This window comes from Serratia sp. K1WW1 (assembly GCF_055790865.1).
In genome coordinates this window covers 3,528,852-3,553,389 of record NZ_CM147697.1, presented here as the reverse complement: position 1 = coordinate 3,553,389, position 24,538 = coordinate 3,528,852, and the positions used below count along the sequence as shown (strand labels likewise).

22 protein-coding genes and 2 pseudogenes are annotated in these 24,538 nt (G+C 51.3%); 13 read left to right on the top strand and 11 right to left on the bottom strand.

Annotation, left to right across the window (positions count from 1 at the left end; translation table 11 throughout):
• Positions 1-194: 194 nt before the first annotated feature.
• On the bottom strand, positions 195-608 hold the full coding sequence (locus tag ACX9GU_RS16110) for an Exc2 family lipoprotein (RefSeq protein WP_473192203.1): 414 nt from the start codon (positions 606-608) through the stop codon (positions 195-197).
• Between the two features lie 144 nt (positions 609-752).
• On the opposite strand from ACX9GU_RS16110, the gene ACX9GU_RS16105 reads away from it, so the two are divergent.
• From ACX9GU_RS16105 to ACX9GU_RS16095, 3 genes are all read left to right on the top strand, one after another.
• The gene (locus ACX9GU_RS16105; RefSeq protein WP_021804748.1) at positions 753-1,058 is read left to right on the top strand and encodes a hypothetical protein; all 306 of its coding nucleotides are present in this window, start codon (positions 753-755) and stop codon (positions 1,056-1,058) included.
• 119 nt (positions 1,059-1,177) lie between these two features.
• Positions 1,178-1,681 (top strand): YlaC family protein, encoded by a 504-nt coding sequence (locus ACX9GU_RS16100; RefSeq protein ID WP_473192202.1) that lies wholly within the window; start codon positions 1,178-1,180, stop codon positions 1,679-1,681.
• A 69-nt stretch (positions 1,682-1,750) separates the two neighbouring features.
• The gene (locus ACX9GU_RS16095; protein WP_473192201.1) at positions 1,751-1,882 is read left to right on the top strand and encodes a hypothetical protein; all 132 of its coding nucleotides are present in this window, start codon (positions 1,751-1,753) and stop codon (positions 1,880-1,882) included.
• A gap of 417 nt (positions 1,883-2,299) precedes the next feature.
• Here ACX9GU_RS16095 and ACX9GU_RS16090 read toward each other — a convergent pair whose 3' ends face one another.
• From ACX9GU_RS16090 to mdoC, 3 genes are all read right to left on the bottom strand, one after another.
• Complete coding sequence (locus tag ACX9GU_RS16090; RefSeq protein WP_473192200.1) at positions 2,300-4,021, bottom strand: potassium/proton antiporter; 1,722 nt, start codon at positions 4,019-4,021, stop codon at positions 2,300-2,302.
• A gap of 277 nt (positions 4,022-4,298) precedes the next feature.
• A complete protein-coding gene (locus ACX9GU_RS16085; protein WP_021178338.1) occupies positions 4,299-4,523 on the bottom strand; it encodes a hypothetical protein in 225 nt (74 codons plus the stop codon).
• Between the two features lie 312 nt (positions 4,524-4,835).
• Entirely contained in the window at positions 4,836-5,963 is a 1,128-nt protein-coding gene (gene mdoC, locus ACX9GU_RS16080) for a glucans biosynthesis protein MdoC (protein WP_473192199.1), read from the bottom strand.
• Between the two features lie 252 nt (positions 5,964-6,215).
• Here mdoC and ACX9GU_RS16075 point away from each other — a divergent pair, with 252 nt between their 5' ends.
• The 3 genes and pseudogenes from ACX9GU_RS16075 to tnpA (ACX9GU_RS16065) all read left to right on the top strand — a co-directional run bounded on the left by ACX9GU_RS16075 (position 6,216) and on the right by tnpA (ACX9GU_RS16065) (position 10,979).
• On the top strand, positions 6,216-7,784 hold the full coding sequence (locus ACX9GU_RS16075; protein WP_081050633.1) for a glucan biosynthesis protein G: 1,569 nt from the start codon (positions 6,216-6,218) through the stop codon (positions 7,782-7,784).
• On the top strand, positions 7,777-10,338 hold the full coding sequence (gene mdoH, locus ACX9GU_RS16070; protein WP_473192198.1) for a glucans biosynthesis glucosyltransferase MdoH: 2,562 nt from the start codon (positions 7,777-7,779) through the stop codon (positions 10,336-10,338). Before ACX9GU_RS16075 ends, mdoH begins: the two co-directional genes overlap by 8 nt.
• A 193-nt stretch (positions 10,339-10,531) precedes the next feature.
• A pseudogene (tnpA, locus tag ACX9GU_RS16065) lies at positions 10,532-10,979 on the top strand (IS200/IS605 family transposase).
• A gap of 193 nt (positions 10,980-11,172) precedes the next feature.
• Here the strand turns inward: tnpA (ACX9GU_RS16065) and ACX9GU_RS16060 are convergent.
• On the bottom strand, positions 11,173-11,424 hold the full coding sequence (locus ACX9GU_RS16060; protein WP_473192197.1) for a hypothetical protein: 252 nt from the start codon (positions 11,422-11,424) through the stop codon (positions 11,173-11,175).
• Between the two features lie 803 nt (positions 11,425-12,227).
• On the opposite strand from ACX9GU_RS16060, the gene ACX9GU_RS16055 reads away from it, so the two are divergent.
• From ACX9GU_RS16055 to ACX9GU_RS16040, 4 genes are read left to right on the top strand one after another with little or no spacing between them, the layout of a single operon-like run.
• A complete protein-coding gene (locus ACX9GU_RS16055; RefSeq protein WP_419793224.1) occupies positions 12,228-12,461 on the top strand; it encodes a hypothetical protein in 234 nt (77 codons plus the stop codon).
• Between the two features lie 53 nt (positions 12,462-12,514).
• The gene (locus ACX9GU_RS16050) at positions 12,515-13,297 is read left to right on the top strand and encodes an SAM-dependent methyltransferase (RefSeq protein ID WP_473192196.1); all 783 of its coding nucleotides are present in this window, start codon (positions 12,515-12,517) and stop codon (positions 13,295-13,297) included.
• A 12-nt stretch (positions 13,298-13,309) separates the two neighbouring features.
• Positions 13,310-14,236: a hypothetical protein gene (locus ACX9GU_RS16045; RefSeq protein WP_473192195.1), complete on the top strand. Its 927-nt coding sequence runs from the start codon at positions 13,310-13,312 to the stop codon at positions 14,234-14,236.
• Entirely contained in the window at positions 14,233-14,964 is a 732-nt protein-coding gene (locus ACX9GU_RS16040) for a 2OG-Fe(II) oxygenase (RefSeq protein ID WP_071680525.1), read from the top strand. The genes ACX9GU_RS16045 and ACX9GU_RS16040 overlap by 4 nt, the downstream gene beginning before the upstream one ends.
• 38 nt (positions 14,965-15,002) lie before the next feature.
• Here ACX9GU_RS16040 and ACX9GU_RS16035 read toward each other — a convergent pair whose 3' ends face one another.
• Positions 15,003-16,088, bottom strand: a complete 1,086-nt coding sequence (locus ACX9GU_RS16035; RefSeq protein WP_473192194.1) for an MFS transporter — start codon at positions 16,086-16,088, stop codon at positions 15,003-15,005.
• 480 nt (positions 16,089-16,568) lie between these two features.
• Between ACX9GU_RS16035 and tnpA (ACX9GU_RS16030) the strand changes: the two are divergent.
• A pseudogene (tnpA, locus tag ACX9GU_RS16030) lies at positions 16,569-16,949 on the top strand (IS200/IS605 family transposase); the annotation flags it as partial.
• A gap of 106 nt (positions 16,950-17,055) precedes the next feature.
• On the opposite strand, the gene ACX9GU_RS16025 reads toward tnpA (ACX9GU_RS16030), so the two are convergent.
• Both ACX9GU_RS16025 and ACX9GU_RS16020 read right to left on the bottom strand, forming a co-directional pair.
• Complete coding sequence (locus ACX9GU_RS16025) at positions 17,056-17,604, bottom strand: GNAT family N-acetyltransferase (RefSeq protein ID WP_473192193.1); 549 nt, start codon at positions 17,602-17,604, stop codon at positions 17,056-17,058.
• A gap of 98 nt (positions 17,605-17,702) precedes the next feature.
• Complete coding sequence (locus tag ACX9GU_RS16020; protein WP_024485685.1) at positions 17,703-18,077, bottom strand: MysB family protein; 375 nt, start codon at positions 18,075-18,077, stop codon at positions 17,703-17,705.
• A 175-nt stretch (positions 18,078-18,252) separates the two neighbouring features.
• On the opposite strand from ACX9GU_RS16020, the gene leuA reads away from it, so the two are divergent.
• Positions 18,253-19,920, top strand: coding sequence for a 2-isopropylmalate synthase (gene leuA / locus ACX9GU_RS16015; RefSeq protein WP_473192192.1), 1,668 nt, complete (start codon positions 18,253-18,255; stop codon positions 19,918-19,920).
• On the opposite strand, the gene ACX9GU_RS16010 is transcribed toward leuA, so the two are convergent.
• Positions 19,892-20,692, bottom strand: coding sequence for an AraC family transcriptional regulator (locus ACX9GU_RS16010; RefSeq protein WP_473192191.1), 801 nt, complete (start codon positions 20,690-20,692; stop codon positions 19,892-19,894). The two genes, leuA and ACX9GU_RS16010, sit on opposite strands and share 29 nt — an antisense overlap.
• A gap of 132 nt (positions 20,693-20,824) precedes the next feature.
• Between ACX9GU_RS16010 and ACX9GU_RS16005 the strand changes: the two genes are divergently transcribed.
• Positions 20,825-21,223: a VOC family protein gene (locus ACX9GU_RS16005; protein ID WP_473192190.1), complete on the top strand. Its 399-nt coding sequence runs from the start codon at positions 20,825-20,827 to the stop codon at positions 21,221-21,223.
• 48 nt (positions 21,224-21,271) lie between these two features.
• On the opposite strand, the gene ACX9GU_RS16000 is transcribed toward ACX9GU_RS16005, so the two are convergent.
• Both ACX9GU_RS16000 and mdtG read right to left on the bottom strand, forming a co-directional pair.
• Complete coding sequence (locus tag ACX9GU_RS16000; protein WP_037374874.1) at positions 21,272-22,825, bottom strand: peptide MFS transporter; 1,554 nt, start codon at positions 22,823-22,825, stop codon at positions 21,272-21,274.
• Between the two features lie 477 nt (positions 22,826-23,302).
• Positions 23,303-24,538, bottom strand: coding sequence for a multidrug efflux MFS transporter MdtG (gene mdtG, locus ACX9GU_RS15995; protein WP_024486559.1), 1,236 nt, complete (start codon positions 24,536-24,538; stop codon positions 23,303-23,305).

Sequence of the window (24,538 nt, the reverse complement as noted above, 5' to 3'; positions counted from 1 at the left end):
ATGTTACGTTTTTCAGTGACTTTTACGGCAGGATTGTCTGAGGGATGGGCGGATTTTCATCAACAAAGGGTGTTAAAAAGTGTTCAGTATGTCCCCGAACACCTGTCTACGATGTCCCCGAACAGTACAGGAATGATACAGAGTTATGGCCCCCACACAGACGCAAGAGCAGGGGCTGTTAGCTGGTCGTCTGGTTAAGACTTGCCGTCATAGCCATCCCAGTAAGTGGCGATAGCATTTTCAAGCAGGATCTCGCGCTGTTTTTTCGGCGAGTCAGCCGTATAGGATTGATTATAAATCGTCGCCTTTTGCTCTGACTCAGGTAAAAAATCAGGGCTGCGGAACCCATTCACCTTTTGCTGTGCCTGTTCGCGGGTCAGTCCATCCTGGCGATCTTTTTTTCCTGCCTGGTAAAACTGCTCAAAGAATGGGATGGCGGCTTTAGCTGACTTCGAGATATTGGTCTGCGTGTTGGGATCGAAATGTGCATTCGCCAACTGATAAGTGGCATGGCGAGCGTGTCTTTCAACGCTGCTTTGTGAGGCGGAGCAGGCGCAAAGCAACAGCGCGGCAAGCAACGGGATTGAACGATAACGTTTTGATGGCATGTGAAGCTCCTTGTTATAGGTATTGAAGGTTCCAGAGGATGTGCCGTTATTCTATCCCAGTAGCAACATATTGAAACCCATCATGATAGCGCAACCCTTGCTACACTTATTACAGGCAGCGTTGCCTGGTGAGTGGAGGTGGATATGTCTGATACCGAACTGCTTCAAGTGCTTTTGCAGCGTATAGAGGCATTGGAAGCCCGTGAACAGGCACTCACTGCGGCCTCCAATGCCTACCAGGCAATCATCACCACCATTTTGGGTAATATGGATAAAACAGCGTGCGACAAGGTGATTTCAATGATCGATCAGGCACATGAAATCGCCTATGTACGCGCTGCGCATCGCTGTGACGAACCGCAGAAACGTAAAATCAAGCAGGCGGATGATGTTGCACAGCGTATGTTTATGGTCGCGCAGGGGCAGGGAAGGGCATCACAGTCACGCTGATCCTATAACAGTTTGCGGCGAATAATGCAGGAATTGATCTACCTCAATAAACTGTCATTGTGATAGCTTGGGCTGAGATTGGTGATAGTCACGATGCGCTGAGGCATTAAGGTATGGCGATGGATACGATTAAGAACATCCTGGTTGCAGAAATAGAACAGATTAACCGGCGGGAAGGGCGTGACGGTAAGCCGCGCTTCAACAGCGAGTTTGCGCGTACCCACCGTTGGCTGTGTTTTGCCATGTTCGCTGGCTATTTTGCAGTGATCGCGGTGATGTACCCGGTGCCCTATATGGGGCTGTATTCGTTCCTGGGTTTTACTGCCTTTGTGCTGTTTATGTTTGCCATGCTGCTGATTGAAATCAAACCGGTTTACCGCTTTGAGGACATCGGCGTGCTGGATCTGCGTGTTTGTTACAATGGGGAATGGTACTTTACGCGCGCACTGTCGCCACAGGCCATCCAGGCACTGTTGCATGAACCTACGGTGAGCTCGGTGTTGAAAACCCGTATGCAGGAAATTATCGCCAACAAGGGCGAGATTGATTTCTATGACGTTTACGATCTGGCCTATGCCAAAAGGTTAGCCACCCCGTCAGCGCCGCAGGCCGTGTTGAGCTGAATAGGTTGCGCCGGTGTCGAGGTGGGTTATAATAGTTGTTGGTTATGAGACTATTCTTAGGAAATAGCGATGAGTGATGATATTTTTGATTTTGACATTGATGATGAATTAGCCAAAGCGGAAAAAAATGCGGCACTGAAGGCTAGGGAAGTTCCTGAAATTCTTGAGGATGAAGAAGACTGCGAAGGCTGCAAAATCTGATCAAATTGCCAAAAAAACCGCTGCGGCGGTTTTTTTATGCCCGCTCGCCAGACATTGCCTCAATCCAGCACAAAACCCCAGATCAATAGCCCGGCCACGGTGACGAGGCACAGGGCAGAAACGGTCAGCAGCACCTTTCCCAGTAAATCTTTCTCTTGTTGTTTTTGCATCAGGTTACATCATCCAAGTAGTATTCGATGGACCAAATCGGCGATACCCAAATCCAGTAAGGCAACGCTCAAAGCGATGACGGTCAAGGCTGAAAAGAACTTCGTTTTGCTGCTCAAGATCTTATCCGGCGGTTGATGTGCCGCAAACGGCCCACCTCAACGTTGGGGTGGGCATTAATGACTGTCATTAAGAGTTTTCCGGGCCGGATTAGTTCCCGCAACGGAATGGTTAATGGAGATTAACGGGTTAATCGGTGACGATCTTGACGCCTATCTTGCTGATTTGATTAGCGTCCATCTCCGCGATAGTCCAGGTCAAACCATCCCATTCGACCTGATCCCCCACCACGGCTTCGCCCCCGATTAACCGGGTGACGAACTGGCCGAGCGTTTGCTGATCGTCCACACCGTCTTGCAGATTCAGGCCGTAGACCTGAGAGATATCACTCAGGCGCGCATCAGATTGCAGAATGAAATCACCGAAGAAGCGCTCATCCAGCGTAACCGTAGGTGCCTGGCTGAACAGTTTACCCAACGCAGGCAAATCGTGTTCATGGCCAATAACGCACAGGGTATCGCCTTCCAGCAAGCGGGTGCTGCCGCTAGGGTGTAACAGTTCTTTGCCGCGGAACAGCGCGGCAATGTGCGTTTCCGGTGGCAACTTGAGTTCGCGCAGCGCCGCGCCAACGCACCAGTTTTCTGCGCTTAGCTGGTAGACAAACTGCTCCCATTGGTTTTCCTGATGGACATCCAGCCCCACGCGGGAGATCGGGGCTAATGCCGGTGGCACCACCACCTTGGCCTTTTTGGCGGCAAAGGACAGCGAAGTGCCCTGCAACAGCAGTGAAACCAACACCACAAAGAACGCGACGTTAAAGAACAGATTGGCATTAGGTAGCCCGGCCATCATCGGAAACACCGCCAGGATCACCGGCACCGCGCCGCGTAACCCCACCCAGGAGATAAACATGCGTTCGCGCAGGTTGAAGTTGCGAAACGGCAGCAGGCCGATAAACACCGATATCGGGCGGGCAAACAGGATCATCCACAGCGAGAGTAGCAGGGCAGGGATGGCGATAGGCAACAGGTCGTGCGGGTTAAGCAACAGGCCCAGCACCAGGAACATGCCGATCTGGCTCAGCCAGGCCAGGCCGTCGAAGGTTTGCACAATGCCGTGGTAGTTACGGATTGGGCGGTTACCCAGCAGCAGGCCGCACAGATAGACCGCCAGAATGCCGCTGCCATCCAGAGCCGTGGTCAACGCAAAGATCAAGATGCCGCCGCTTACCGCCAGCAGCGGATACAACCCTTCCGCTAGCTTGATGTGATTGATCAGCGTTAACAGCAACCAGCCTCCGCCCAGGCCAATCACGATGCCCATGCCGAACTGCTGCAAGAGATGGACGATGAACATCCAGCTTAGCGAGGTTTCGCCAGCGGAAATCATGGCAATCAGGGTGATGGTTAAAAATACCGCCATCGGATCGTTGCTGCCGGACTCAATTTCCAGCGTCGCGCTGACACGCTCGTTCAGCCCTTTGCCACCCAACAGTGAAAACACCGCTGCCGCATCGGTCGATCCAATAATGGCGCCGATCAGCAGCCCCTGGATCAAATCGAGGTTAAACAGCCAGGCGGCGGCCATGCCCGTCAGACCGGCGGTGATCAGTACGCCGATGGTGGCCAGAGACAATGCGGGCCACAGCGCGACACGGAAGGAACTGACGCGAGTACGCATCCCACCGTCGAGCAAGATCACGGCCAAAGCCAGGTTGCTGACCAGATAGGCGGCGGGATAGTTATCGAAGGCGATGCCACCAAGGCCGTCAACACCGGCCAGCATGCCTATCGCCAGGAAGATCACCAGAATGGGAATACCCAGGCGTGAAGAGAAAGAACTGAGCAGAATACTTGCTCCCACCAACACGGCACCGATGATGAACAAGCTATTGATCGTGCTGGCATCCAAAATAATGTTCTCCTGCGAGTTGAGCTGAAAGGGGGGGCGCCAAAGCAAAGTCGCCGGGTCATGATAGCCTGTTTTTCCTGTGCAACGCCAAGGCTGATTGCCAAAAAACGCTGTCATTATGGCTACTTGCCGCAAAATTTGATGAAAAGAGAGGTGAAATTTGAGTATTGCGGCTTTTGTACCTATTTATCAGATCATTGAGGACGGTAGGAAACAGGTTATTGATGAAAAACCATTAACCCCCCAGCAGGAGGCTTAATGGTTTGCAGGCGGGAGGTTAGTGATCGAGTGATTGCAGGGCACGCTTGATTAATTCGGCTGCCAGTTTCCTTTCGGCCTCGGAGATCCCGTCCAGGTTGAGGCTGGAAAGCTCGGTTACCAATACGCTGCGATCTTTGCCGCTGATGGAAGAATCCAGTGCGGACAGCAGTCTACCCAAGATTTTCAGCAGTGTGGCGTTTTCTGCTACGGCTTCGGTTGCCGCGGTTGGTTTATCGGTCATTAAAAATCCTCTCTGTCGTGACGGAAGGGAAATGTTACCGGCGCACGCGATGGTGATGCGCCATCCCTTAGGGTTCGTGAGCCCAATCGCTACCGTAAGGCAGGGATGTGGATTTTTTCTTATGCACTGTAGTTATAACAACTCACCGCAATATGCTCCAGCACAACTTTGCATCAACGGGTCGCGATAGGTTGAGCAATATGTGCGCTGACCACCGATCAATTATAGCTAAGCGGGCGCAGCATGCGGCCTCCTGCCAGAGGGCCACATTCTGTTTGCAGGGCGCAGCAAGCAACGCCCTTACACGGGAGGTTAGGCTTTACCAGAGAACAGGAAGCGTAACAGCGGGATGCGCTTGTGCAACTCATATAACAGGAAGGCGCAAGCAAAGACGAACACCAGGCCCAGCAGGAAACCCAGCAGATTATTCTCGATCAGCGGGGTCACGAAGGCGCCGTATATCAGCGTCAGCGGATGGTGAACCAGATAGATAAACAGCGAGGCGTTGACCAGATAGGTAATGCGAGGCGAATGGAAATCGAGCAGCGCATGGCCAAATGCGAACACCACGTTGGCCATCAGGACCCCGAGCACGGCTTTGATCATGATTTCCAGTTCAAACCCAAAGCTGCTGTGCGCCAGCAGTTTCTGGTTGAGCATGTAGGCTACCAACAGCAGCAGTGAGCCCAGTACGGCTGGCCACGAGGGCGAGAGGAACACCGCTTTCAGCCATGAGTACTTAAACGCGTAGGCACCCACAATGAAGAACGGCAGGTAGAACAGGGTTTCCATCACCACGAAGTTGAACAGGCCGTTAGACAGTAAATGCGGGGCGGTGATTAAAATAATGCGATGAAACACGCCGTATATAAAGGCATACAATAAAAACCACAATGAGATATTGCTGAGATTGGTCATTTTATTTATTGGCCGCGGTACCATCGGCGTTTTTATCGCCTTAATTTTTTTAAACAGATAAAAACAGGCGCAGGTCAATAAGCACAAGGTTAATAAAAACCACAGATGGGAGACCAACTCCCAAACCGCCACGTTTATTTTTTGATAAGGGGTAAAATCATCCCAGCCGGTTAACTTATCGGTGTAGTTCTTGAGTAAAAAAAACTGTGGCAGGGTAATCAATGGGATAGAGCTCAACAGCGGAATGGCAACCCGCTCCAGGCGTACCTTCAACCAGCGGTGGCTGTCATAGCGTTCGTACAGCATGTAGGAGAAATAGCCGGAGATAATGAAGAACACCTGCATGCGAAAGGCGTGAATAAAGTCGTTCAGCACCGTTAGCGAAAACGACGGGGTCGCGCTGTTCACCGCCCACGAGTGGCTGGAGTAAATCAGAGAAAGATGAAAAGGAATGCCCAGCAGCATCAAATAGGCCCGGATCGAATCCAGGAAAAACTCGCGCTGGTTAGTGCTGTTAGTCATAGGTTACCGCTGGTGGTTGCATCAGAGGAGTGTAAACCCGCTTAATAAGTCGGCAATGGGGTAATCGCAAACTCAAACCCTACTATAGCGACCGACATTTTTCCATAGCGTCTTGGAGCCCGGCTTGCTACGCTGCACAACTGCTTAAACTCTAAGCCGTAAACATCAGCACACGTTTATCATGTTGTCGGCGAGCAGAATAATCCATTAATATGGATTTTGAATATTTTGAGCACACGAATAGGGGGGGATGTGCTAGTAAATCTATTATCAAAAAAACCACGCGCCACGAGCGTACGTTGGTTAGGTGCTACCGTTTTATGCACGTTGTTGAGTTCGCAGGCATGGGCTTTTTCTATCGACGATGTGGCCAAACAGGCACAGGATCTGGCAGGAAAAGGCTTTGAAGCCCCGAAGAGCAACCTTCCTTCTCAGTTTCGCGATATGAAGTTCGCGGACTATCAGCAGATCCAGTTCAATCACGATAAAGCCGTGTGGAGTAAGCTGAAAACCCCTTTCAAGCTTGAGTTCTACCATCAAGGGATGTACTTCGACACGCCGGTTACCATCAACGAGGTCACGGCCACCTCCGTCAAAGAGATTAAATACAGCCCGGACTATTTCAACTTTGGCCCCGTCAAGCACGATCCCGACTCGGTGAAGAAACTCGGTTTCGCCGGGTTTAAAGTGCTCTATCCGGTCAACAGTGCGGATAAGAACGACGAAATCATGAGCATGCTGGGCGCCAGCTATTTCCGCGTGGTGGGCAAAGGGCAGGTTTATGGGCTTTCTGCCCGTGGGCTGGCTATCGATACCGCCTTGCCATCTGGCGAAGAGTTCCCGCGTTTCCGCGAGTTCTGGATCGAACGTCCCAAGCAGGGCGACAAACATCTGGTGATTTATGCCTTGCTGGATTCCCCACGTGCTACCGGCGCTTACCGTTTTGTGGTTTACCCCGGCCGCGATACCACGGTAGATGTCCAGTCCAAAGTGTTCCTGCGCGACAAAGTGGGCAAGTTGGGTATGGCACCGTTGACCAGCATGTTCCTGTTCGGGCCGAGCAATCCTTCGCCAACGCTGAATTACCGCCCGGCGCTGCATGACTCCAACGGTCTGTCTATCCATGCCGGTAACGGCGAGTGGATCTGGCGTCCGCTGAACAATCCTAAGCACCTGTCCGTCAGCACTTACAGCATCGAAAATCCGAAAGGTTTTGGTCTGCTGCAGCGTGGCCGTGATTTCCGTGACTACCAGGACCTGGACGATCGTTACGATCTGCGTCCAAGCGCCTGGGTTGAGCCGCGCGGCGATTGGGGCAAAGGCAAGGTTGAGCTGGTAGAGATCCCAACTGCGGATGAAACCAACGATAACATCGTGGCGTTCTGGACGCCGGACGTGTTGCCTGATGCAAAAACGCCGCTGGCATTGAACTACCGCCTGTACTTCACCCGCGACGAAGAGAAGCTGCATTCACAGGATATCGGCTACGTGGGTAAAACCATGCGTTCAACCGGTGATGTGAAGCAGTCAAACCTGATCCGCGAGCCGGACGGCAGCGTGGCGTTCCTGGTTGACTTCGTCGGCCCGGCACTGAAAGCGCTGGATGCCGATACGCCGGTGGCTTCTCAGATCAGTATTGGTGACAACGGCGAAATGGTGGAAAACAGCGTTCGCTATAATCCGGTTACCAAAGGTTGGCGTTTGACGGTGCGTCTGAAAGTGAAAGACGAGAAACAGCCGGTAGAAATGCGTGCTGCGTTGGTCAACGGTGACAAGACCTTGACGGAAACCTGGAGCTATCAGCTACCTGCCAATGAATAAGTCTACTGAAACCGCCCAGGAATATCTTGCGGCAATGCCCCTGACCGATGAGCGGTCAGGGGTGCTCAAACAACAAGTGATGGCGGGTGATACCCCGGCACTGGAGGCTTTGCATCGTCAGATGGGAGCCTCTGATGTCAATGTGGCGTCGCTGCCTGCCGATGACATTGCCCTGGCCTCGGTCAAGGCGCGCATCAGCCAGGCTTGGCCGGATGCTGTCGATGACGACGATTTTGATTGTGACCCGGAAGGGCGCACCATCCTGAAAGCCACGCCGCCGGTAAAACGGACCACCATGTTCCCTGAAGCCTGGCGCACCAACCCGGTGGGGCGTTTCTGGGATACTCTGCTGGGCCGTAAGACGCACAATCGTCATGCCAGCAAAGAAGAAGCCGAGGCGGAAAACCGCTGGCGTATTGTCGGTTCAATGCGCCGTTACGTGCTGTTGATCCTGATGTTGGTGCAAACCGGCATCGCCACCTGGTACATGAAAACCATCCTGCCTTATCAGGGCTGGGCGCTGATCGATCCTATCGCCATGTTCGATCAGGATCTGATGCAGTCGATGTTGCAAATATTACCTTATCTTTTGCAGACCGGTATTCTGATCCTGTTTGCCATTCTGTTCTGCTGGGTCTCTGCCGGTTTCTGGACGGCGCTGATGGGGTTCCTGCAATTGCTGATTGGCAAAGATAAATACAGCATCTCTTCGACTATCAAAGGTGATGAGCCGATCGATCCAGCGCACCGTACCGCGTTGATCATGCCGATCTGTAACGAAGACGTCGAACGGGTATTTGCCGGATTACGGGCAACCTATGAGTCGGTGAAGGCGACTGGTCAGCTGGAGCATTTCGATATCTATGTGCTCAGCGACAGTTACGATCCCGATATCTGCGTCGCCGAACAGAAAGCCTGGATGGAGCTGTGCCGCGATGTTGAGGGCCACGGCCGTATCTTCTACCGCCGTCGCCGCCGTCGCGTGAAACGCAAGAGCGGCAACATCGACGACTTCTGCCGTCGTTGGGGCGGTGAGTACAGCTACATGGTGATCCTGGACGCGGACAGCGTGATGAGCGGCGAGTGCCTCACCGGCCTGGTGCGCTTGATGGAAGCCAACCCGAACGCCGGTATCATCCAGTCTGCGCCAAAAGCCTCAGGCATGGATACGCTGTATGCCCGTGTGCAGCAGTTCGCCACGCGCCTCTATGGCCCGTTGTTCACCGCTGGTCTGCATTTCTGGCAGTTGGGCGAATCCCATTACTGGGGTCATAACGCCATCATCCGGGTGAAACCCTTTATCGAGCACTGCGCGTTGGCACCGTTGCCGGGTGAGGGCTCGTTTGCCGGTTCCATCCTCTCCCATGACTTTGTGGAAGCCGCATTGATGCGTCGTGCTGGCTGGGGCGTGTGGATCGCCTACGATCTGCCGGGCAGTTATGAAGAGTTACCGCCTAACCTGCTGGACGAGCTGAAACGCGACCGCCGCTGGTGTCATGGCAACCTGATGAACTTCCGCCTGTTCCTGGTAAAAGGCATGCACCCGGTACACCGCGCGGTGTTCCTGACAGGCGTGATGTCCTACCTGTCGGCACCGTTGTGGTTTATGTTCCTGGCGCTGTCCACTGCCTTGCAGATAGTGCATACCCTGGTGGAGCCACAATACTTCCTGCAACCCCGGCAGTTGTTCCCGGTGTGGCCACAGTGGAAGCCAGAATTGGCAATTGCATTGTTCTCCACCACCATGGTGCTGCTGTTCTTACCGAAGTTGCTGAGCATCGTGCTGGTCTGGGCGAAAGGCTCGAAGCAGTACGGTGGGCCGATCCGGCTGCTGATCTCCATGCTGATGGAAGTGATGTTCTCAGTGCTGTTGGCGCCGGTGCGCATGCTGTTCCATACCGTGTTTGTGGTCAGCGCGTTCCTGGGCTGGGAAGTGGTGTGGAATTCGCCGCAGCGTGATGATGATGACACCCCTTGGGGCGAAGCCTTCAAGCGTCACGGTTCGCAAATGCTGCTGGGGCTGGTTTGGGGCGGCGGCATGGCATTGCTGGATCTGAACTTCCTGTGGTGGCTGTCACCGATCGTCTTCTCGCTGATCCTGTCACCGTTTGTTTCGGCGCTGTCGAGCCGCGCTACGCTCGGTCTCAAGAGCAAGCGAGCCAAGCTGTTCCTGATCCCGGAAGAGTACGATCCGCCGCGTGAGCTGGTTGCCACAGACACCTATCTGCAGCTTAATCGCCAGCGTGCCTTGCGCAATGGCTTTATGCATGCGGCGGTGGACCCGTCCTACAACGCTTTGGCTGCCGCGCTGGCAACGGCTCGTCACCATCTGCGCGCCATTATTGATCGGACGCGGGAAGAGCGGGTGAACGAGGCGCTGGAAGTAGGGCCAGAGAAGTTGGCAAAAGCCAAACGCCTTGAGCTGTTAAGCGATCCGGTGGCGTTGTCACGCCTGCATCAGCGCATTTGGCTGCTGCCGCAGGGCGAGGCCTGGCGCGAACATTATCGGCAATTACCGCATAATGAACTGGCTCACCCCGTCGGCCAACGCTAACGGTTAGTATTAATTAAAGGGGAATGCGCACTGCGTGTTCCCCTTTTTGTGCACAGAAAACCTCCAGCTAGAGGCTGGAGGTTCCGTAAAGCTTTCAGCTTTGAGCCAGTTATAAAAACCCCTTTTGATTTGTTAAAACAGTTTACGGTCTGGCAACTGCAAACGTTCAACAAGAAATCAAAAGGGGGTCCCTATGAGGGACGAAAAGAGCTTAGCTCACACGCGATGGAACTGTAAATATCACATAGTTTTTGCGCCGAAGTACCGAAGACAGGTGTTCTACGGGGAAAAACGTAAAGCGATTAGCAGCATCTTAAGAAAGCTGTGCGAATGGAAAAGTGTGAATATTCTAGCAGCAGAATGCTGTGTGGATCACATCCATATGCTTCTGGAAATCCCACTGAAGATGAGTGTGTCGGGTTTTATGGGATATCTGAAGGGAAAGAGTAGCCTGATGCTTTATGAGCATGAAGTTCAAATACCGTAACAGGGAGTTCTGGTGCAGAGGGTATTATGTTGATACGGTTGGTAAAAATATAGCCAGAATACAAGAATACATAAAGCACTAATTGGAAGAGGATAAGATGGGTGAGCAGTTGTTGATCCCGTATCCAGGTAGCCCGTTTACGAGCCGTAAGTAATCCATAGATGCAAATGTCAGATCGCGATGCGCCTGTTAGGGCGCGGCTGGCAAGAGAGCCTTAGAGGCGCATATGAAAAACCTCCGGCAATGCCGGAGGATATTTATTAAAGACTTGGTAAATCAGGTAGCCCCCCCCTAATGGAATGGCAACGGCAAAACAGAACTTGTAAAAGATCGCCTACAGACCGTTTTTACCGACAGTTTCCTGGAAAAAACCGGTAGTCCAGAATAAACATCAAGGCAATTTTTTCAATACAGAAACGAGAGAAGGGAAATAAGAGTAAGCTGAGGGTCAGTGCAATGACATAATAAACCCCCGTATTCCCCACGATCATTTTGTCATAGATGGCTCCCCCTAATAGAATGGCATAAAGCAACATAGCAAGTGCATAATTGATCAGCAGGTATTTGGGAGTTCGGGTGTGCTTGTCCTTTATCATCATCACGCTCCGCAATTCTCAGTTGGCCTGGTGAACACGAACCCTCTGTTTCTAGGTTCATCCTCTTTCGTGTCATATTACTCCGTTTGCATTGGCGACGCCTGTTTTCTGTGCGGGCAACCGATGGTGCGATCTGCTTTCTTGGTTCCACGATCGTCCTTTCCGCTCTCTGTATTTCTCGGAAATGGACGTAAACGGCAGATCTCGGCTGGTTGGCTGGGGGAGACGGCCAGGTGAGATCCTTCCTCACGATGTGGTGAATCCCCCTTTCCGTTCTCTGTCAAAAGCGGAAACCTCTACTCACACCTTCGAGGCCACAATCTCTGTTCCTGACGTGCCTGTTCAAGCAACTTTGTTTGCAGGGTATTGGTTTCCTTTTTGGCTATTTCCCATTCCATTTTAATAAGCATGCTAGTTTATAAATTTGTGAGCAGTATCAAAAAATGAACACGTAGCACTAGCCCTCATATCCCCAAAATTCTAATGCCAAACTCGATATAACAATAAAGAATATTTAATAATTATATCAGCTAGATAGATGTATAAATGGCGTGTCCAGCAACGCCTTTATGCGACCGAATTCCAGACCTTACCCGTAACTTTTTACGTCAAAAAAGTTTATGAATTGTTATTGATTTGATCAAAAAATACACTATAACTGTATCTTGTCTATGCCGTAGTATTTGCAAGGTTACTGATGCATAGACGCTAGTAAGTCACTTTTAATGAATGAAATACCAGTAATTCTGAGAAGTTGGATTTGAAAAACAAATTTCATTAACTCATTAGAAAATAAGGTTATATTCATGGAAAAAGTTAACGTAAAAATGCACCCACGTTTGCAAGCTGCAGCACCGATGAATCTCGCTAAGGTCATTGGCGGATTTGACTCGACAAAGTCACTACACCCGCGCTTGCAAGCGGCCGCTCCCATGAACCTGGCTAAGGTGATTGGTGATTTTGATTCCACCAAGGCCTTGCATCCACGGTTGCAGGCGGCTGCCCCTATGAACCTGGCTAAGGTCATCGGTGGTTTCTAGTTAAATATTCCATGCCTCAATCTCGTATTGAGGCATTTTTAAAAGGAATTTTAATGAACATAATCTCTGTCATCGGCAGTGGCATGTTAGGTGTCAATCAAATTACCACCGAAGGTTTTTCCGTCATTCAGAGTGTGGATCGGGTTCTCTGGATCGGAGACATTGCGGGTCTAAAAGAATATCTTTCCCAGCATGAAATACTCCATGAGGACCTCTCATATTTATATGAAGATGGCGGAGTTGATATTAATAATTACACCAGAATTATTCAGCATATCACAAATGTGCTTACTGAGTGTAAACATGTCGCCCTTATCGTCCCAGGGCACCCCAGAATCGGCGTGACGATCGTTCAATTACTCCAGAAATTATCTCAGGATGGGACTTTTACTTTTCATTGTTATCCTGGTATTTCAAGTTTCGACGCGATGATCAATGATATTGGTATTGATCCGCTGGAAGAAGGAGGCAGTATACTCGATGTTAATCGGTTGATTATCTATGATTATGCAATGGATCCCTGTGTCAATTATTTTATTTACCATGTATGCTCTATTGGGAATGCCAATACGGATTACTCATCACCTCGGGCCTCAAATAAAGTCAAGTATTTGAAGTCGAAGCTATTAAAGCATTATCCCGCTAATACTCCGCTTTTCTTGTTGAGCGCCTCAACTAAAAATGGACAATGTGCGGATAAGTTACAAGGTGAGCTTTCTGATATCGAGACATTACTTTCAAAAGTTACCTACCGCCATACGCTTTTTATCCCAAGTTCTTTACCTAGCAAAGAGCGGGTAAACTTTGAATTTTTGAAAGAAATCAATGCTTATTAGCGGGAGGGGGAAATGTCAATACTTTCCTATAGTGGAACCGATATGCTCAATGATTACTACGCATGCTGCGAGGAATCGACCTTTCACAACGATATCAAAGAAAAGTGGCCTCCTGTTTGTGCACAAGTTCGCGATCAGGCCATGCGCGATACATGTAGTTTTACATTATCCCGACAACACGTCTCAAAGATTAGCTTAGGAAATTGGTCATTTCACTGGGCAAATGCGGAAGCAGGAGAGGCAATGGCATTGCTGATGGGGATTTCTGATGTCGGCAGCATACCAGTATGTGATAATCGATTGGCATTCCTCAATGAAGGCATGAATAAATTTTCTTCGTTATACGAAAATGAAATGGTATTCATCGCCGATTTTATTTCAACCTTAGTTTGGTTGATCCCTAAGAATGAAAACAGCAATAATGGAAGTGCTTCATTTTACGAACTGCCACATGTTACCTTCATCTCTGATGCTACACTCTTTTTTGTTCCTCCGTACCATCGGCTTCCAAGAGAATATGGATTCATTGGATTCGTCGAAAATCTTTATCACGAAGCACTACATCATCAAGTACATACTTTCAACGCATTTCATGGTGATCAATATTGTCTGGGAACTATTGGGGAGTCGATTGTCGATTTTCCTCAACGGCAAGATCGAACTTTTAGTTATACCCAGGCTTTCAATGCTTGTTATGTTTACGGGGAAATTGTTAAGTATCGTCGTAAAGTAGCACAATATCTTTCAGGCGAGTATCGGCCTGAAGGAACAACATGGATAAATGAGGCATTAGACTCTGCAATAATGATGCGAGTTAATCTAGCCGCACGTTTATATAGCGTTAAAGACGCCTTCTTACCTCCATGGAAATCACTCATCGAAGAATGGAAATCAGAAAGTGAGACGGATAAACATTTCAATTCGGAGAAACCATTATGAGTAATACCGTTGAAGGGGAAGGCTATCTAATTTTTGATGATTTTTTGAGTAGGGATGAACTCTTTGCCCTACAGCTATATATGCAATTTGAGAGTTATTATCTCGTCCATTCTCAGGGATGGTCAAAATCATGGAGGATGACCGACGGCGAACCGCTGGTGAGTGTTAGCTATTTTTACTCATTGCTGACAGAAAAAACCATGGTGGATGACAATGTCATTACTGCAGGTATTGATATTTTAAGTAAAAAGATCAACATTATAATTTCACAAATACGTAATTTCCTAGGAGAAGACTGGAATGCGTTTTCACTCACAACTTTCCTGTATCCCGCAGGTAGCGGACTGGGCTGGCATGAGGATGATGCACAATATAAAGGTGCATACATATTTTATGCGCATCCTGAATGGCGGCCTAATTGGGGAGGGGAGCTTTGTGTCATCAACACGCCGGTTGATTCCAGTGCGGGTTTGTCTGAACAAACCTACAATGCATCTGAAGAAGTTCTACGCATGTCAGGTATAACAGGAGGGGCTGTTGGACCGGAGTTTGGTTGGACTATCCGTGAGCGAAGTATTAATGAATCTGGCGTCGGAACCTTTATTTATCCTAAACCCAATCGCCTTGTGATCATAAAGCCAAACTATTCCCATTGCATCAAGAAGGTTGATGTCAGTGCCGGGGATAATATGCGTTGCTCCGTTGCCGGTTTTTTTCATAAGTGCTGAAGCCAAGGCCGGCAATCAATGCCGGCTCTTTTAGGAAATTAAGACTGACGTTTTACATACAAAATGAGTAAAGTAGAGAGTACTAACCCTGTAATTGAACAAATAACAAGTGCCAAAGTGCTGCCTACTCTGTCAGCCAGTATACCTGCCATCATGCTGATCACTGCACCGACAATAATCTGCTTTCTGTAGCTATTGGCAGAGGCTGCTGCGACCTGTGCGGTGTCAAAGTTTGTCAATAAACTATACCAGCCAAGGCTATAGATGATATTTGAAAAGACATGAGCAGAAAAAACAAGTATTAATGAGATACTCAGGAATGGTGTCAGAGGAACGAATAAATAAAACACAACAAATGCCGTCATACACGCAATGATAAATAATGGAGACTGATTTTTGTAACGTTCTTCCTTGACCAGAAATGGCCCAAGAAGCTGTCCAAGACTGCGTGCGAACAATAGGAAAAGAAGTGTTTTATTATGCTCGCTTTCATTGTTGACCAATGTCGGCAGGAGCGACATTGCTGGCGCTCCGGTTATTGCCAGTGCCGGCAATAAATATAGGCTGGCACGTTGTTTCAGTGACAAGCTTTTAGACAATCCTTGAGCGTATACATTCTGTTCGAAATGACTCGCCAGCGTTGGCAGTGAGAGTATAAATATGATGGCGATAATGTAGCTGAGCAGATTAGCTAACAAGTAGGTGTTACTCTGAACGGTACCATAAAGGAATGCGCCAATACCAATACCAAATAAAACCTGGCAAGCAAATACCAACGTGTCGATAACTGCACCAGCACCAATATCTTCTGGCGCAAGTTTAGCTTTGGTATAATGATTAATGGCAGGAATGGTGATCCCTGCTGATACCGATGAGGCAACACCAGAAAGTTGCAGGATGGTAACAGAGTCATGAGTTAATCCGTACCAGGGAATAATCAAACCCAGTGCGCCGATGCATTCAGCGATCATGAAGCAATACTTTGCTTCAATACGTGCAAGCAGATACTTTCCTACAATACTTCCCAAAAAACCGGGGGATGTGGACAGAATAAATGCCAAGGCAAAGGAAGACGGTTCTGCGTTCAATCTGGCCAACTCGCCAAAAACCATGATAAAAGTCAATCCAGAACCTACGGAACTACAAATCAGTGCCAATACGAGTATTCTCAACCAACTATAATTAGTCAGTGATCGTAATAATATCACAAACATAGTCACCTCAAGACCATTAAAACGATGAATTGAATTGTTCCCCTCCCTGTGATGTCAATTACATCGCCTCGTTCCTTATGTCGGTCTGGTTGTTGAGATGATTTTACTCTATCGAGTATAGATAATTTTTCACTCTTTTCCAGTCTGGGGTTCCTTGTTTGAACCATCTATGATTTCAATTCTTGTCGTGGGCACGACTCAGAGTGGATCTCAAGCTACTTGGTGATCGAGTAGATGCGTTCCGCTTTAACGGTGTCGAGATTACACTTTCCGTTCTCTGCCTTTTCCGGAAGGTGTTCTTCCTGCTTAGGAACGAGGCTTCCGTTCTCTGCCACAACGGGATCGTCCTTTCCGACCTCTGTTGAAGTCGGAATGTGAGACCCCGGCTAAGAGTACCGAAGACAGGTGTTCTACGGGAAAAACGTAAAGCGATTGGTAGCATCTTAAGAAAGCTGTGCGAATGGAAAAGTGTGAATATTCTAGAAGCAGAATGCTGTGTGGATCACATCCATATGCTTCTGGAAATCCCACCGAAGATGAGTGTGTCGGGTTTTATTGGATACCTGAAGGGAAAGAGTAGCCTGATGCTTTATGAGCATGAAGTTCAAATACCGTAATAGGGAGTTTTGGTGCCGAGGGTATTATGTTGATACGGTTGGTAAAAATACAGCCAGAATACAAGAATACATAAAGCACCAATTGGAAGAGGATAAGATGGATGAGCAGTTGTTGATCCCGTATCCAGGTAGCCCGTTTACGGGCCGTAAGTAATCCATAGATGCAAATGCCAGATCGCGATGAGCCTGTTAGGGCGCGGCTGGCAAGAGAGCCTTAGAGGCGCATATGAAAAACCTCCGGCAATGCCGGAGGATATTTATTATCCATTAGTAGCGAAGACCACCAGCTGATAGCTTTGGTTATTGCAGTGGAAAGTGGTCAACGCCATCATTCCCAGGCCAGCGACATGGGCGGCCAGTGAGTGCGGGTTATCCTCATTAATAAACAGCGCGCCAACGTCAAAATCCTGCTGAGTTCGCGCTTTCACCGCTGCAAACAACTGGCGTAGCACACCTTTTCCCCGCCAATCGGCACCCAGGCATACCGGGCCGTACAGAAATACCCGTTGTTGATCCAATGCCTGGTTTTGAAACCGCTGTGTAGCCAACGTGTGCAGCATGGCATCCACTACCGGCGGTCGGGGTTGGGCGTTGGTTGGCATCAGGCAGACAAAACCAGCCAACTGTTCTTCTTCGATAGCGATCAAAATACCCAGGCCGCTATTGATACTTGCCAGCTGTTTTTCGTTCATCTGCGAGACGATAAAGCCCTGTTGTCGCTGCTGGGGGCTAAGTTGCTCAGGAGTATTTTGTGCCTGTAGAGCCAGAATTGCGGGATAATCACTGGGAACCGCTTGCCTGATGAGCATGATACCTGCCTGTGTAAAGGGGGAGAATGTAGCAGCATGCAATGCGTAGCCAGGGCCGTCAAGGCGAGGGTGGGCAACCAGGCACCCACCCAACTGGCTCAACGTTCATCCCATTCGTCGGCAGCGCTCTGGCCTTCTTCGGTATCCAGTGGAGGATCGAGCTGAAAATCCCCTTCCTCCCACTCATGCAGCGTATTTTCGTTGATCCACTCGGCGCGGATCTCAATCTCGTCGTAGTCACCGTCAAAAATGGCCTGGGCGGCAGCACCGCTGCGCATCGTCATGCATTCGACGGACTCACCTTCCTCTTCGAAAAACTCGGCCTGCCACATCGTGTCGCCATCCAGCATGATGTATTTTTGCAGGTTAAACTGTTGAGGTACCGGCGGCTCATCATCGCCGCCTTCCGCCGTTTCGATAAACTCTTCGCGAGCGGCTTCGATCGCTTCTTCCAGCGTGGCATACAGGCTCATGCTCATCTCCTTTTTCAATCATGTTGGGGAACACCAGCATTAATTGTTGTCGCATCGCCGCAGGATGCAAATTTTTTGTTGTCCGTTTTGCGACGATGGTTGTCCATCAGCCGGGAGACGTGTGGCTACGGGCAGGAAATAATGGCTACACCCTTTGGTCTGTAGGAGAATCAGGATGTTAGCCAACCCAGCAAGCAAGTACCGGCCGTTCCCGGCCATCGATTTACCCGATCGTCAGTGGCCGGGGCGCACCCAGCAGCAGGCACCGCGCTGGTGTTCCAGCGATCTGCGTGACGGCAATCAGGCGTTGGCCGAGCCGATGGATAACGCTCGCAAGCTACAGTTCTACCAACTGTTACTGGCCTGCGGGTTTAAGGAAATCGAGGTGGCATTTCCTTCCGCATCACAAACCGACTTTGACTTCGTGCGTCACTTGATCGAGCGACGGCTGATCCCGGATGACGTCTCAATCCAGGTGCTGACGCAGTCGCGCGACGATCTGATCGATCGCACGATGGAGTCGTTACAAGGGGCTCCACGTGCCATCGTGCATCTGTATAACGCCACCGCCCCGATGTTTCGCGATATCGTTTTCAAGCAGGACAAGGCCGCTACCGTGGCGCTGGCGGTGAATGGCGCACGCCGTATTCGCCAATGGTGCGATCGGCATCCGGAAACCGACTGGTGCTTCGAGTATTCACCGGAGACCTTCTGCTTTACCGAGCTGGAGTTTGCCCTGCAAATCTGTGAAGCGGTGGCGGACGTGTGGCAACCTGAACGCCAGCGGCCCATGATCATCAACCTGCCGGCCACCGTTGAGATGAGTACCCCGAACATTTATGCCGACCAGATCGAATGGTTCTGTCGCCACTTCAGCCAGCGGCAGCAGGTGACCATCAGCGTGCATCCGCATAACGATCGCGGTACCGGTGTCGCTTGCGCCGAGTTGGCCATGCTGGCGGGGGCTGACCGAGTGGAAGGCTGCCTGTTTGGCAACGGCGAACGCACGGGCAATGTCGATCTGGTGACGTTAGCACTCAATTTGTACACCCAGGGCATCGCGCCAGGGTTGGACTTCAGCCGGTTGAAGGAAGTGGTTGAAGTGGTGGAGCAGTGCAACCAGTTACCGGTACATCCGCGCCATCCTTATGCCGGGGAGTTGGTGTTTACCGCGTTCTCGGGCTCGCATCAGGACGCCATCAAGAAAGGCTTTGCCGCCCAACAGCAGCGTGAAGATGGGTTATGGCAGGTGCCTTATCTGCCGCTCGATCCGGCAGACGTGGGGTGCAGCTATGAGGCGGTGATCCGCGTTAACAGCCAGTCTGGCAAGAGCGGTGCCGCCTGGCTACTGGAGCAGAATCATGGATTGCGCTTGCCGCGTGGCTTGCAGATCGATTTCAGCAAAGTGGTGCAACAGGCCACGGATGAAAGCGGCAAGGAGATGACGGTGGCGGAAATCTGGCGACTGTTCCGCAACAGTTACGGATTGGTGGAACAGCCGCTTTTGCAACTGCTTAGCTATCAAACGCAAAGCCAGGGTGGGGCGGCTTACAGCTTTACGGCGCAGGTGGCTCTGGCGGGGGAACCCATGCAGTTGCAAGGCAGCGGTAATGGGTTGTTGTCCAGCGCGGTAGATGCGTTATGCCAGCGCTTTGGCCTGGTGCTGGCTATCGACGACTACCATGAACACACCCTGGGCCATCAGAGCCATAGCCGGGCAGTAACCTACATCCGTTGTACCCCAGCAAGGGGGGAGGCAATTTACGGCGTAGGGATTGACGCCGACTCGGCCAGTGCCTCGCTCCAGGCTTTGTTCAACGTGGCTGGCCGCTGTTTGCCGTGATCGCTGGCTGAGCCTGGGCAAAATAGGAGCTGGGGGAAACACCAAGCAGGCGGCGGAACATGGCGCTAAACGCGCTGGGGCTGTCATAGCCCAGATCCAAAGCCACCTCCAGCACCGATCTTCCGGCGGCCAGGGCGTTGAGCGCCGCCAGCAGGCGGGCACGACGCACCCAGTCGCTAAAGCGTAGGCCGGTCTCACGTTGGAAGCGACGGGACAGCGTACGGCCACTGACGTTGATGTGCTGCGCCGCCAGCTCCAACTCCCAAGGCTGCGCCAAAGATTGCTGAATGTGCTGGCACAGGGCCAATAAGACGCCATCGCGTGGCTCGGGAAGGTGCAGGGGCAGGATCGGCAGCATACGCAACTCATCGAGGATCAGTTCCATAACGCGTTCTTCGCGTCCGCCGGGCCGATAACCGGGCTGAATATCCATCGCGCTGATAATCAGTTCACGCAATAAGGGAGAAATCTGCACGACCTGGCACTGAGCAGGCAAATCGGCACGGGCCAGGGGATCGACGAACAGCGTGCGCGCCGCCACGTTCCCGCTAAAACGCAGGTTATGTTCCACTTTGGCCGGTAACCACACGCCACGGCCTGGGGGAACCACCCAACTGCCTACGCGCGTATTCACCTGTACCACGCCGCTAAGGCCATGGATCAGTTGGGCGCAGTTGTGGCAGTGATCCGGTTCGCTATCACCATCCTGATAGTCCTTTGAAAATGGCACGATAGACTGATTCTCTGGGAGAAAATCGACGTTAAACAGCATTGTTTCTCCTCTGGATCCTGATGACGTGTCTGTTGCAGCATGCCATGTCTTGCCGCTACCGCAAAGCGCATTTCCTGTACGCCGTTTTGCCATGAAACGGCTTAGGCTAGGTGTTTGCCAACGGGAGGAAATATGGATCTTGCCAACGCGGTATTACGGATTGCCCGGCCCACCGACCATTTGGCCGCAATTGCCAACATGTATTGCCAGGGCCTGGGGTTTGAACAATTGGGTGAGTTTGCAGATCACCAGGGGTTCGATGGCATTATGCTTGGTCATCCGCACCATGCCTATCATCTGGAGTTCACTCATCACCGCGGTGTGCTGGTTGGGCGCGCACCAACACAGGACAACCTGTTGGTATTTTATGTGCCGGAAATAACATGTTGGCAGAGAAGTTGCGATCGGATGCTAGCCAGTGGTTTTGAACGAGTGCAGGCCTATAACCCTTATTGGGATGTGCATGGGCAAACGTTTGAAGATTTGGATGGTTATCGCGTGGTGTTGCAAGCACGTGCCTGGCAGGCATAAAAAAAGCCAACGCTTTGCGCTGGCTTAAGGCTGATTACTTAGTGTCTATCAGGCGTGCGTGACCGGTTTGTCACCGCTTTTACCCTGGGTGTTTTCCAGCATGCGGCGGATCGGGACGATCAGCAGGATAAGCACGGCGGCACAGATCACCAGCGCAATAGAGCAGCGGGCGAACAGGGTTGGCAGCATGTCCAACTGATCCGCTTTCACGTGGCCACCGATCAAGCCCGCGGCCAAGTTGCCCAGCGCGCTGGCACAGAACCACAGGCCCATCATCTGGCCACGCATTCTATCCGGTGCCAGTAACGTCATGGTTGCCAGGCCAATCGGGCTCAGGCAAAGCTCACCCAGCGTCAGCATCAGGATACTGCCCACCAGCCACATCGGTGACACGCCAGCGCCGCCATTGCCCAACACTTGTTGCGCGGCCAGCATCATCAGGCCAAAGCCTGCTGCGGCAAACAGAATACCAATCACGAATTTGGTGATGCTGCTCAGGCGGATTTTGTTACGGGCCAGAGCTGGCCAGGCCCAACTGAAGATTGGCGCCAACAGGATAATGAACAGTGCGTTAATCGATTGGAACCATACCGCCGGGATCTCGAAGTCGCCGATCATGCGGTTGGTGTAATCGTTAGCGAACAGGTTGAACGAGGTCGGTTTCTGTTCGAAGGCCGACCAGAAGAAGGCGGCAGAAATCAGCAGGATAAAACAGACCAGCAGGCGCGCACGTTCTTTACGGCTCAGGCCGGCAAAGAAGAACAGGTAGATAAAGTACAGCGTGACCGAGGCAGCGATGACGTAAACCAGCATACTGGCAACGGCGACCGGGTTAATCACGATGATGCCTTGTGAGATCATAATCACGATCGCGGCAACGCCCACGGCCAGCGCAATCAGCCAGGCACCCACGCCATTTTTCTTGGCAACCGGGCTATTCCAGGTTGAGTCCAGGCCCACTTCGCTGTCATAGCGCTTCATGGCCGGTACGGCGAACACCCGGAAAATCACCAAGGCCACCAACATCCCGATACCACCGATGCCGAAGCCCCAGTGCCAACCGTGTGAGCGGATCAGCCAGCCGGAAATCAGCGGGGCGATAAAGGAGCCCATGTTGATGCCCATGTAGAACAGCGAGAAGCCACCGTCACGGCGCGCATCGCCTTTCTTGTACAGGGTACCGACCATCACCGAGATACAGGTTTTGAACAGGCCGGAACCGAGCACGATAAACATCAGGCCGACGAAGAACAGGTCGTTGCCCATAATAGCGGACAGGGCAATCGACAGGTGGCCCAGAGCGATCAGAATCGAACCGTACCAAACGGCTTTTTGCTGGCCGAGCCAGTTATCGGCTAACCAGCCACCCGGCAGTGCCGCCAGGTACATACTGCCAGCAAAGATACCGACGATCGCCGAGGCGTTTTCGCGCGCCAACCCCATCCCGCCATCATAAACCGTGGCGGCCATAAACAGGATCAGTAACGGACGAATGCCATAAAACGAGAAGCGCTCCCACATTTCAGTGAAGAACAGCGAACCGAGAGGATATGGATGGCCGAGGAACGTCCGGCTTTCTTTCTGATTAACAGAGGATTGCATAAAATATTCCCAATATAATGTGCTGCGCGCTGGCAGCAGATACTGTGGTATGTCTGTGTCTGTAAGTGAGGTAATCCCGCTGATGCGGATTACCTGACAAATCCTCAGCCGCAGCGCCTATTAAGCTTGAAAACCCTGCAGGCCATTTTATTCACTTGGTCAGAATGTTACTTCTGGCGTGATATTATTTAACCATTTGATAACTGAATGGTGGCTTTGTCTAGTACCTGTATCCCATTTTTTAGACGAAAAGTCGACAAACATCTACTTTATTGGTTTTTATGTTGGTTGTGGCGTTATTTCCATTGACAGGTGGTTTATTGCTCTGATTGTAATTTTTATGTCTAAAAACAAGGTGTTAATAATATTATGCTTAGGTATTGAGGCAGGGGTGAAGCGGGATGGTAACAATAATAAAAGTAAGGGAAACGGGGCTTGGGTAATATTTATCAGAACAACTGGCGATAAATAGCGCTATTACTCTTCTTGCAACGTGTCTTCACGCATTCTGGCTGGCCGCCGCTGAAGACACCACCAGGAATAGAACGCGTTAAATAGCACCACCAGCGCTGTCATGCAGAATACCGCGCGGAATCCATAGCTGGCAGATACGGCAGCGCCGAGCAGTGGGCCGCTAACGTTGCCGATATCCCGGAAAGATTGGTTATAGCTGAATATTCGCCCGGCAACCTGATTGGTACAGTTGTAGATCAGTAAGGTTTGCACCGCAGGCAGCAGTGCGCCATCGGCAGCACCGAGCAGGAAACGCAATACGCCGAGTTGCCACGGTGTCTGGACAAAGGCCATCGGGATCAGCAACAGCACGGAAATCACCAGCATAAACACCAGGATCCGCTCTGGGCCGATCCTGTCGCCGAGCTTGCCCAGCCGCGGCGCACTCATCAAGGCGGCAACGCCGGGTACTGAGGCGATCAAACCGCTGACAAACGCCAGATTACTGATGTTGCCCGCCAGTTCACGCACGTAAAGCGTGAGGATAGGGGCAATCGAGCCTGTGGCGATCTGGATGATCATGGTGGTAATAAACAGGCTGAGGATCAGCTTGGGACTTTTGAGCGAGGCAAATACCTGGCGTGCATGCAGCATGTCTTTTTTCTGCACCGGAGTGAACTGTTCCCGCACACAGAACAGCGTCAGCAGGAAACAGATAAACAGCACCGTGGCGGTGATGAAGAACACCGGGCGCAGGCCATATTGGTCAGCCAGCAAACCGCCAATCAATGGGCCAATCAGGGCACCACTGACGCCGCCGGTCGATAGAGTGCCCAGCGCCCAGCCGCTGCGATGGCGCGGCACCTGGGTAGCAATCAGCGCATTGGCGTTGGGAATAAAGCCGCCGAGCAGCCCCAGCACCGCGCGCAGTGCCAGAAACTGCCAGATGTTCTGCGCCATGCCCATCAGCACCATCACAATGCCCATTCCCAGCGCAGAACGTAGCAACATCAGCTTACGCCCACGGCGATCGGCCAGACTGCCCCAGAACGGTGAGGCAATAGCGGAGAACAGGAAGGTAATACTGAATACCAATCCGGACCACATATTCAGCGACTGATGGCCGGTAACGCCAAGCGCTTCAACGTACAGCGGCAGGAACGGCATGATCAGACTAAAGGCCGCACCGGTCAGAAAGCAGCCCAGCCAAGTGATGAACAGGTTACGTTGCCAATTGATAGGTTCTGCTGCCGGGGCCAT

What these genes read in the sequence shown, in the direction of transcription:
- mdoH (WP_473192198.1), top strand. Translation starts at nt 7,777, where the DNA reads ATGAATAAGTCTACTGAAACCGCCCAGGAATATCTTGCGGCAATGCCC.
- ACX9GU_RS16095 (WP_473192201.1), top strand. Translation starts at nt 1,751, where the DNA reads ATGAGTGATGATATTTTTGATTTTGACATTGATGATGAATTAGCCAAA.
- ACX9GU_RS16040 (WP_071680525.1), top strand. Translation starts at nt 14,233, where the DNA reads ATGAGTAATACCGTTGAAGGGGAAGGCTATCTAATTTTTGATGATTTT.
- ACX9GU_RS16085 (WP_021178338.1), bottom strand. Translation starts at nt 4,523, where the DNA reads ATGACCGATAAACCAACCGCGGCAACCGAAGCCGTAGCAGAAAACGCC.
- ACX9GU_RS16005 (WP_473192190.1), top strand. Translation starts at nt 20,825, where the DNA reads ATGGATCTTGCCAACGCGGTATTACGGATTGCCCGGCCCACCGACCAT.
- ACX9GU_RS16055 (WP_419793224.1), top strand. Translation starts at nt 12,228, where the DNA reads ATGGAAAAAGTTAACGTAAAAATGCACCCACGTTTGCAAGCTGCAGCA.
- ACX9GU_RS16110 (WP_473192203.1), bottom strand. Translation starts at nt 608, where the DNA reads ATGCCATCAAAACGTTATCGTTCAATCCCGTTGCTTGCCGCGCTGTTG.
- ACX9GU_RS16045 (WP_473192195.1), top strand. Translation starts at nt 13,310, where the DNA reads ATGTCAATACTTTCCTATAGTGGAACCGATATGCTCAATGATTACTAC.
- mdoC (WP_473192199.1), bottom strand. Translation starts at nt 5,963, where the DNA reads ATGACTAACAGCACTAACCAGCGCGAGTTTTTCCTGGATTCGATCCGG.
- ACX9GU_RS16060 (WP_473192197.1), bottom strand. Translation starts at nt 11,424, where the DNA reads ATGATGATAAAGGACAAGCACACCCGAACTCCCAAATACCTGCTGATC.
- ACX9GU_RS16105 (WP_021804748.1), top strand. Translation starts at nt 753, where the DNA reads ATGTCTGATACCGAACTGCTTCAAGTGCTTTTGCAGCGTATAGAGGCA.
- ACX9GU_RS16020 (WP_024485685.1), bottom strand. Translation starts at nt 18,077, where the DNA reads ATGAGCCTGTATGCCACGCTGGAAGAAGCGATCGAAGCCGCTCGCGAA.
- ACX9GU_RS16025 (WP_473192193.1), bottom strand. Translation starts at nt 17,604, where the DNA reads ATGCTCATCAGGCAAGCGGTTCCCAGTGATTATCCCGCAATTCTGGCT.
- ACX9GU_RS16010 (WP_473192191.1), bottom strand. Translation starts at nt 20,692, where the DNA reads ATGCTGTTTAACGTCGATTTTCTCCCAGAGAATCAGTCTATCGTGCCA.
- ACX9GU_RS16050 (WP_473192196.1), top strand. Translation starts at nt 12,515, where the DNA reads ATGAACATAATCTCTGTCATCGGCAGTGGCATGTTAGGTGTCAATCAA.
- leuA (WP_473192192.1), top strand. Translation starts at nt 18,253, where the DNA reads ATGTTAGCCAACCCAGCAAGCAAGTACCGGCCGTTCCCGGCCATCGAT.
- ACX9GU_RS16000 (WP_037374874.1), bottom strand. Translation starts at nt 22,825, where the DNA reads ATGCAATCCTCTGTTAATCAGAAAGAAAGCCGGACGTTCCTCGGCCAT.
- ACX9GU_RS16100 (WP_473192202.1), top strand. Translation starts at nt 1,178, where the DNA reads ATGGATACGATTAAGAACATCCTGGTTGCAGAAATAGAACAGATTAAC.
- mdtG (WP_024486559.1), bottom strand. Translation starts at nt 24,538, where the DNA reads ATGGCCCCGGCAGCAGAACCTATCAATTGGCAACGTAACCTGTTCATC.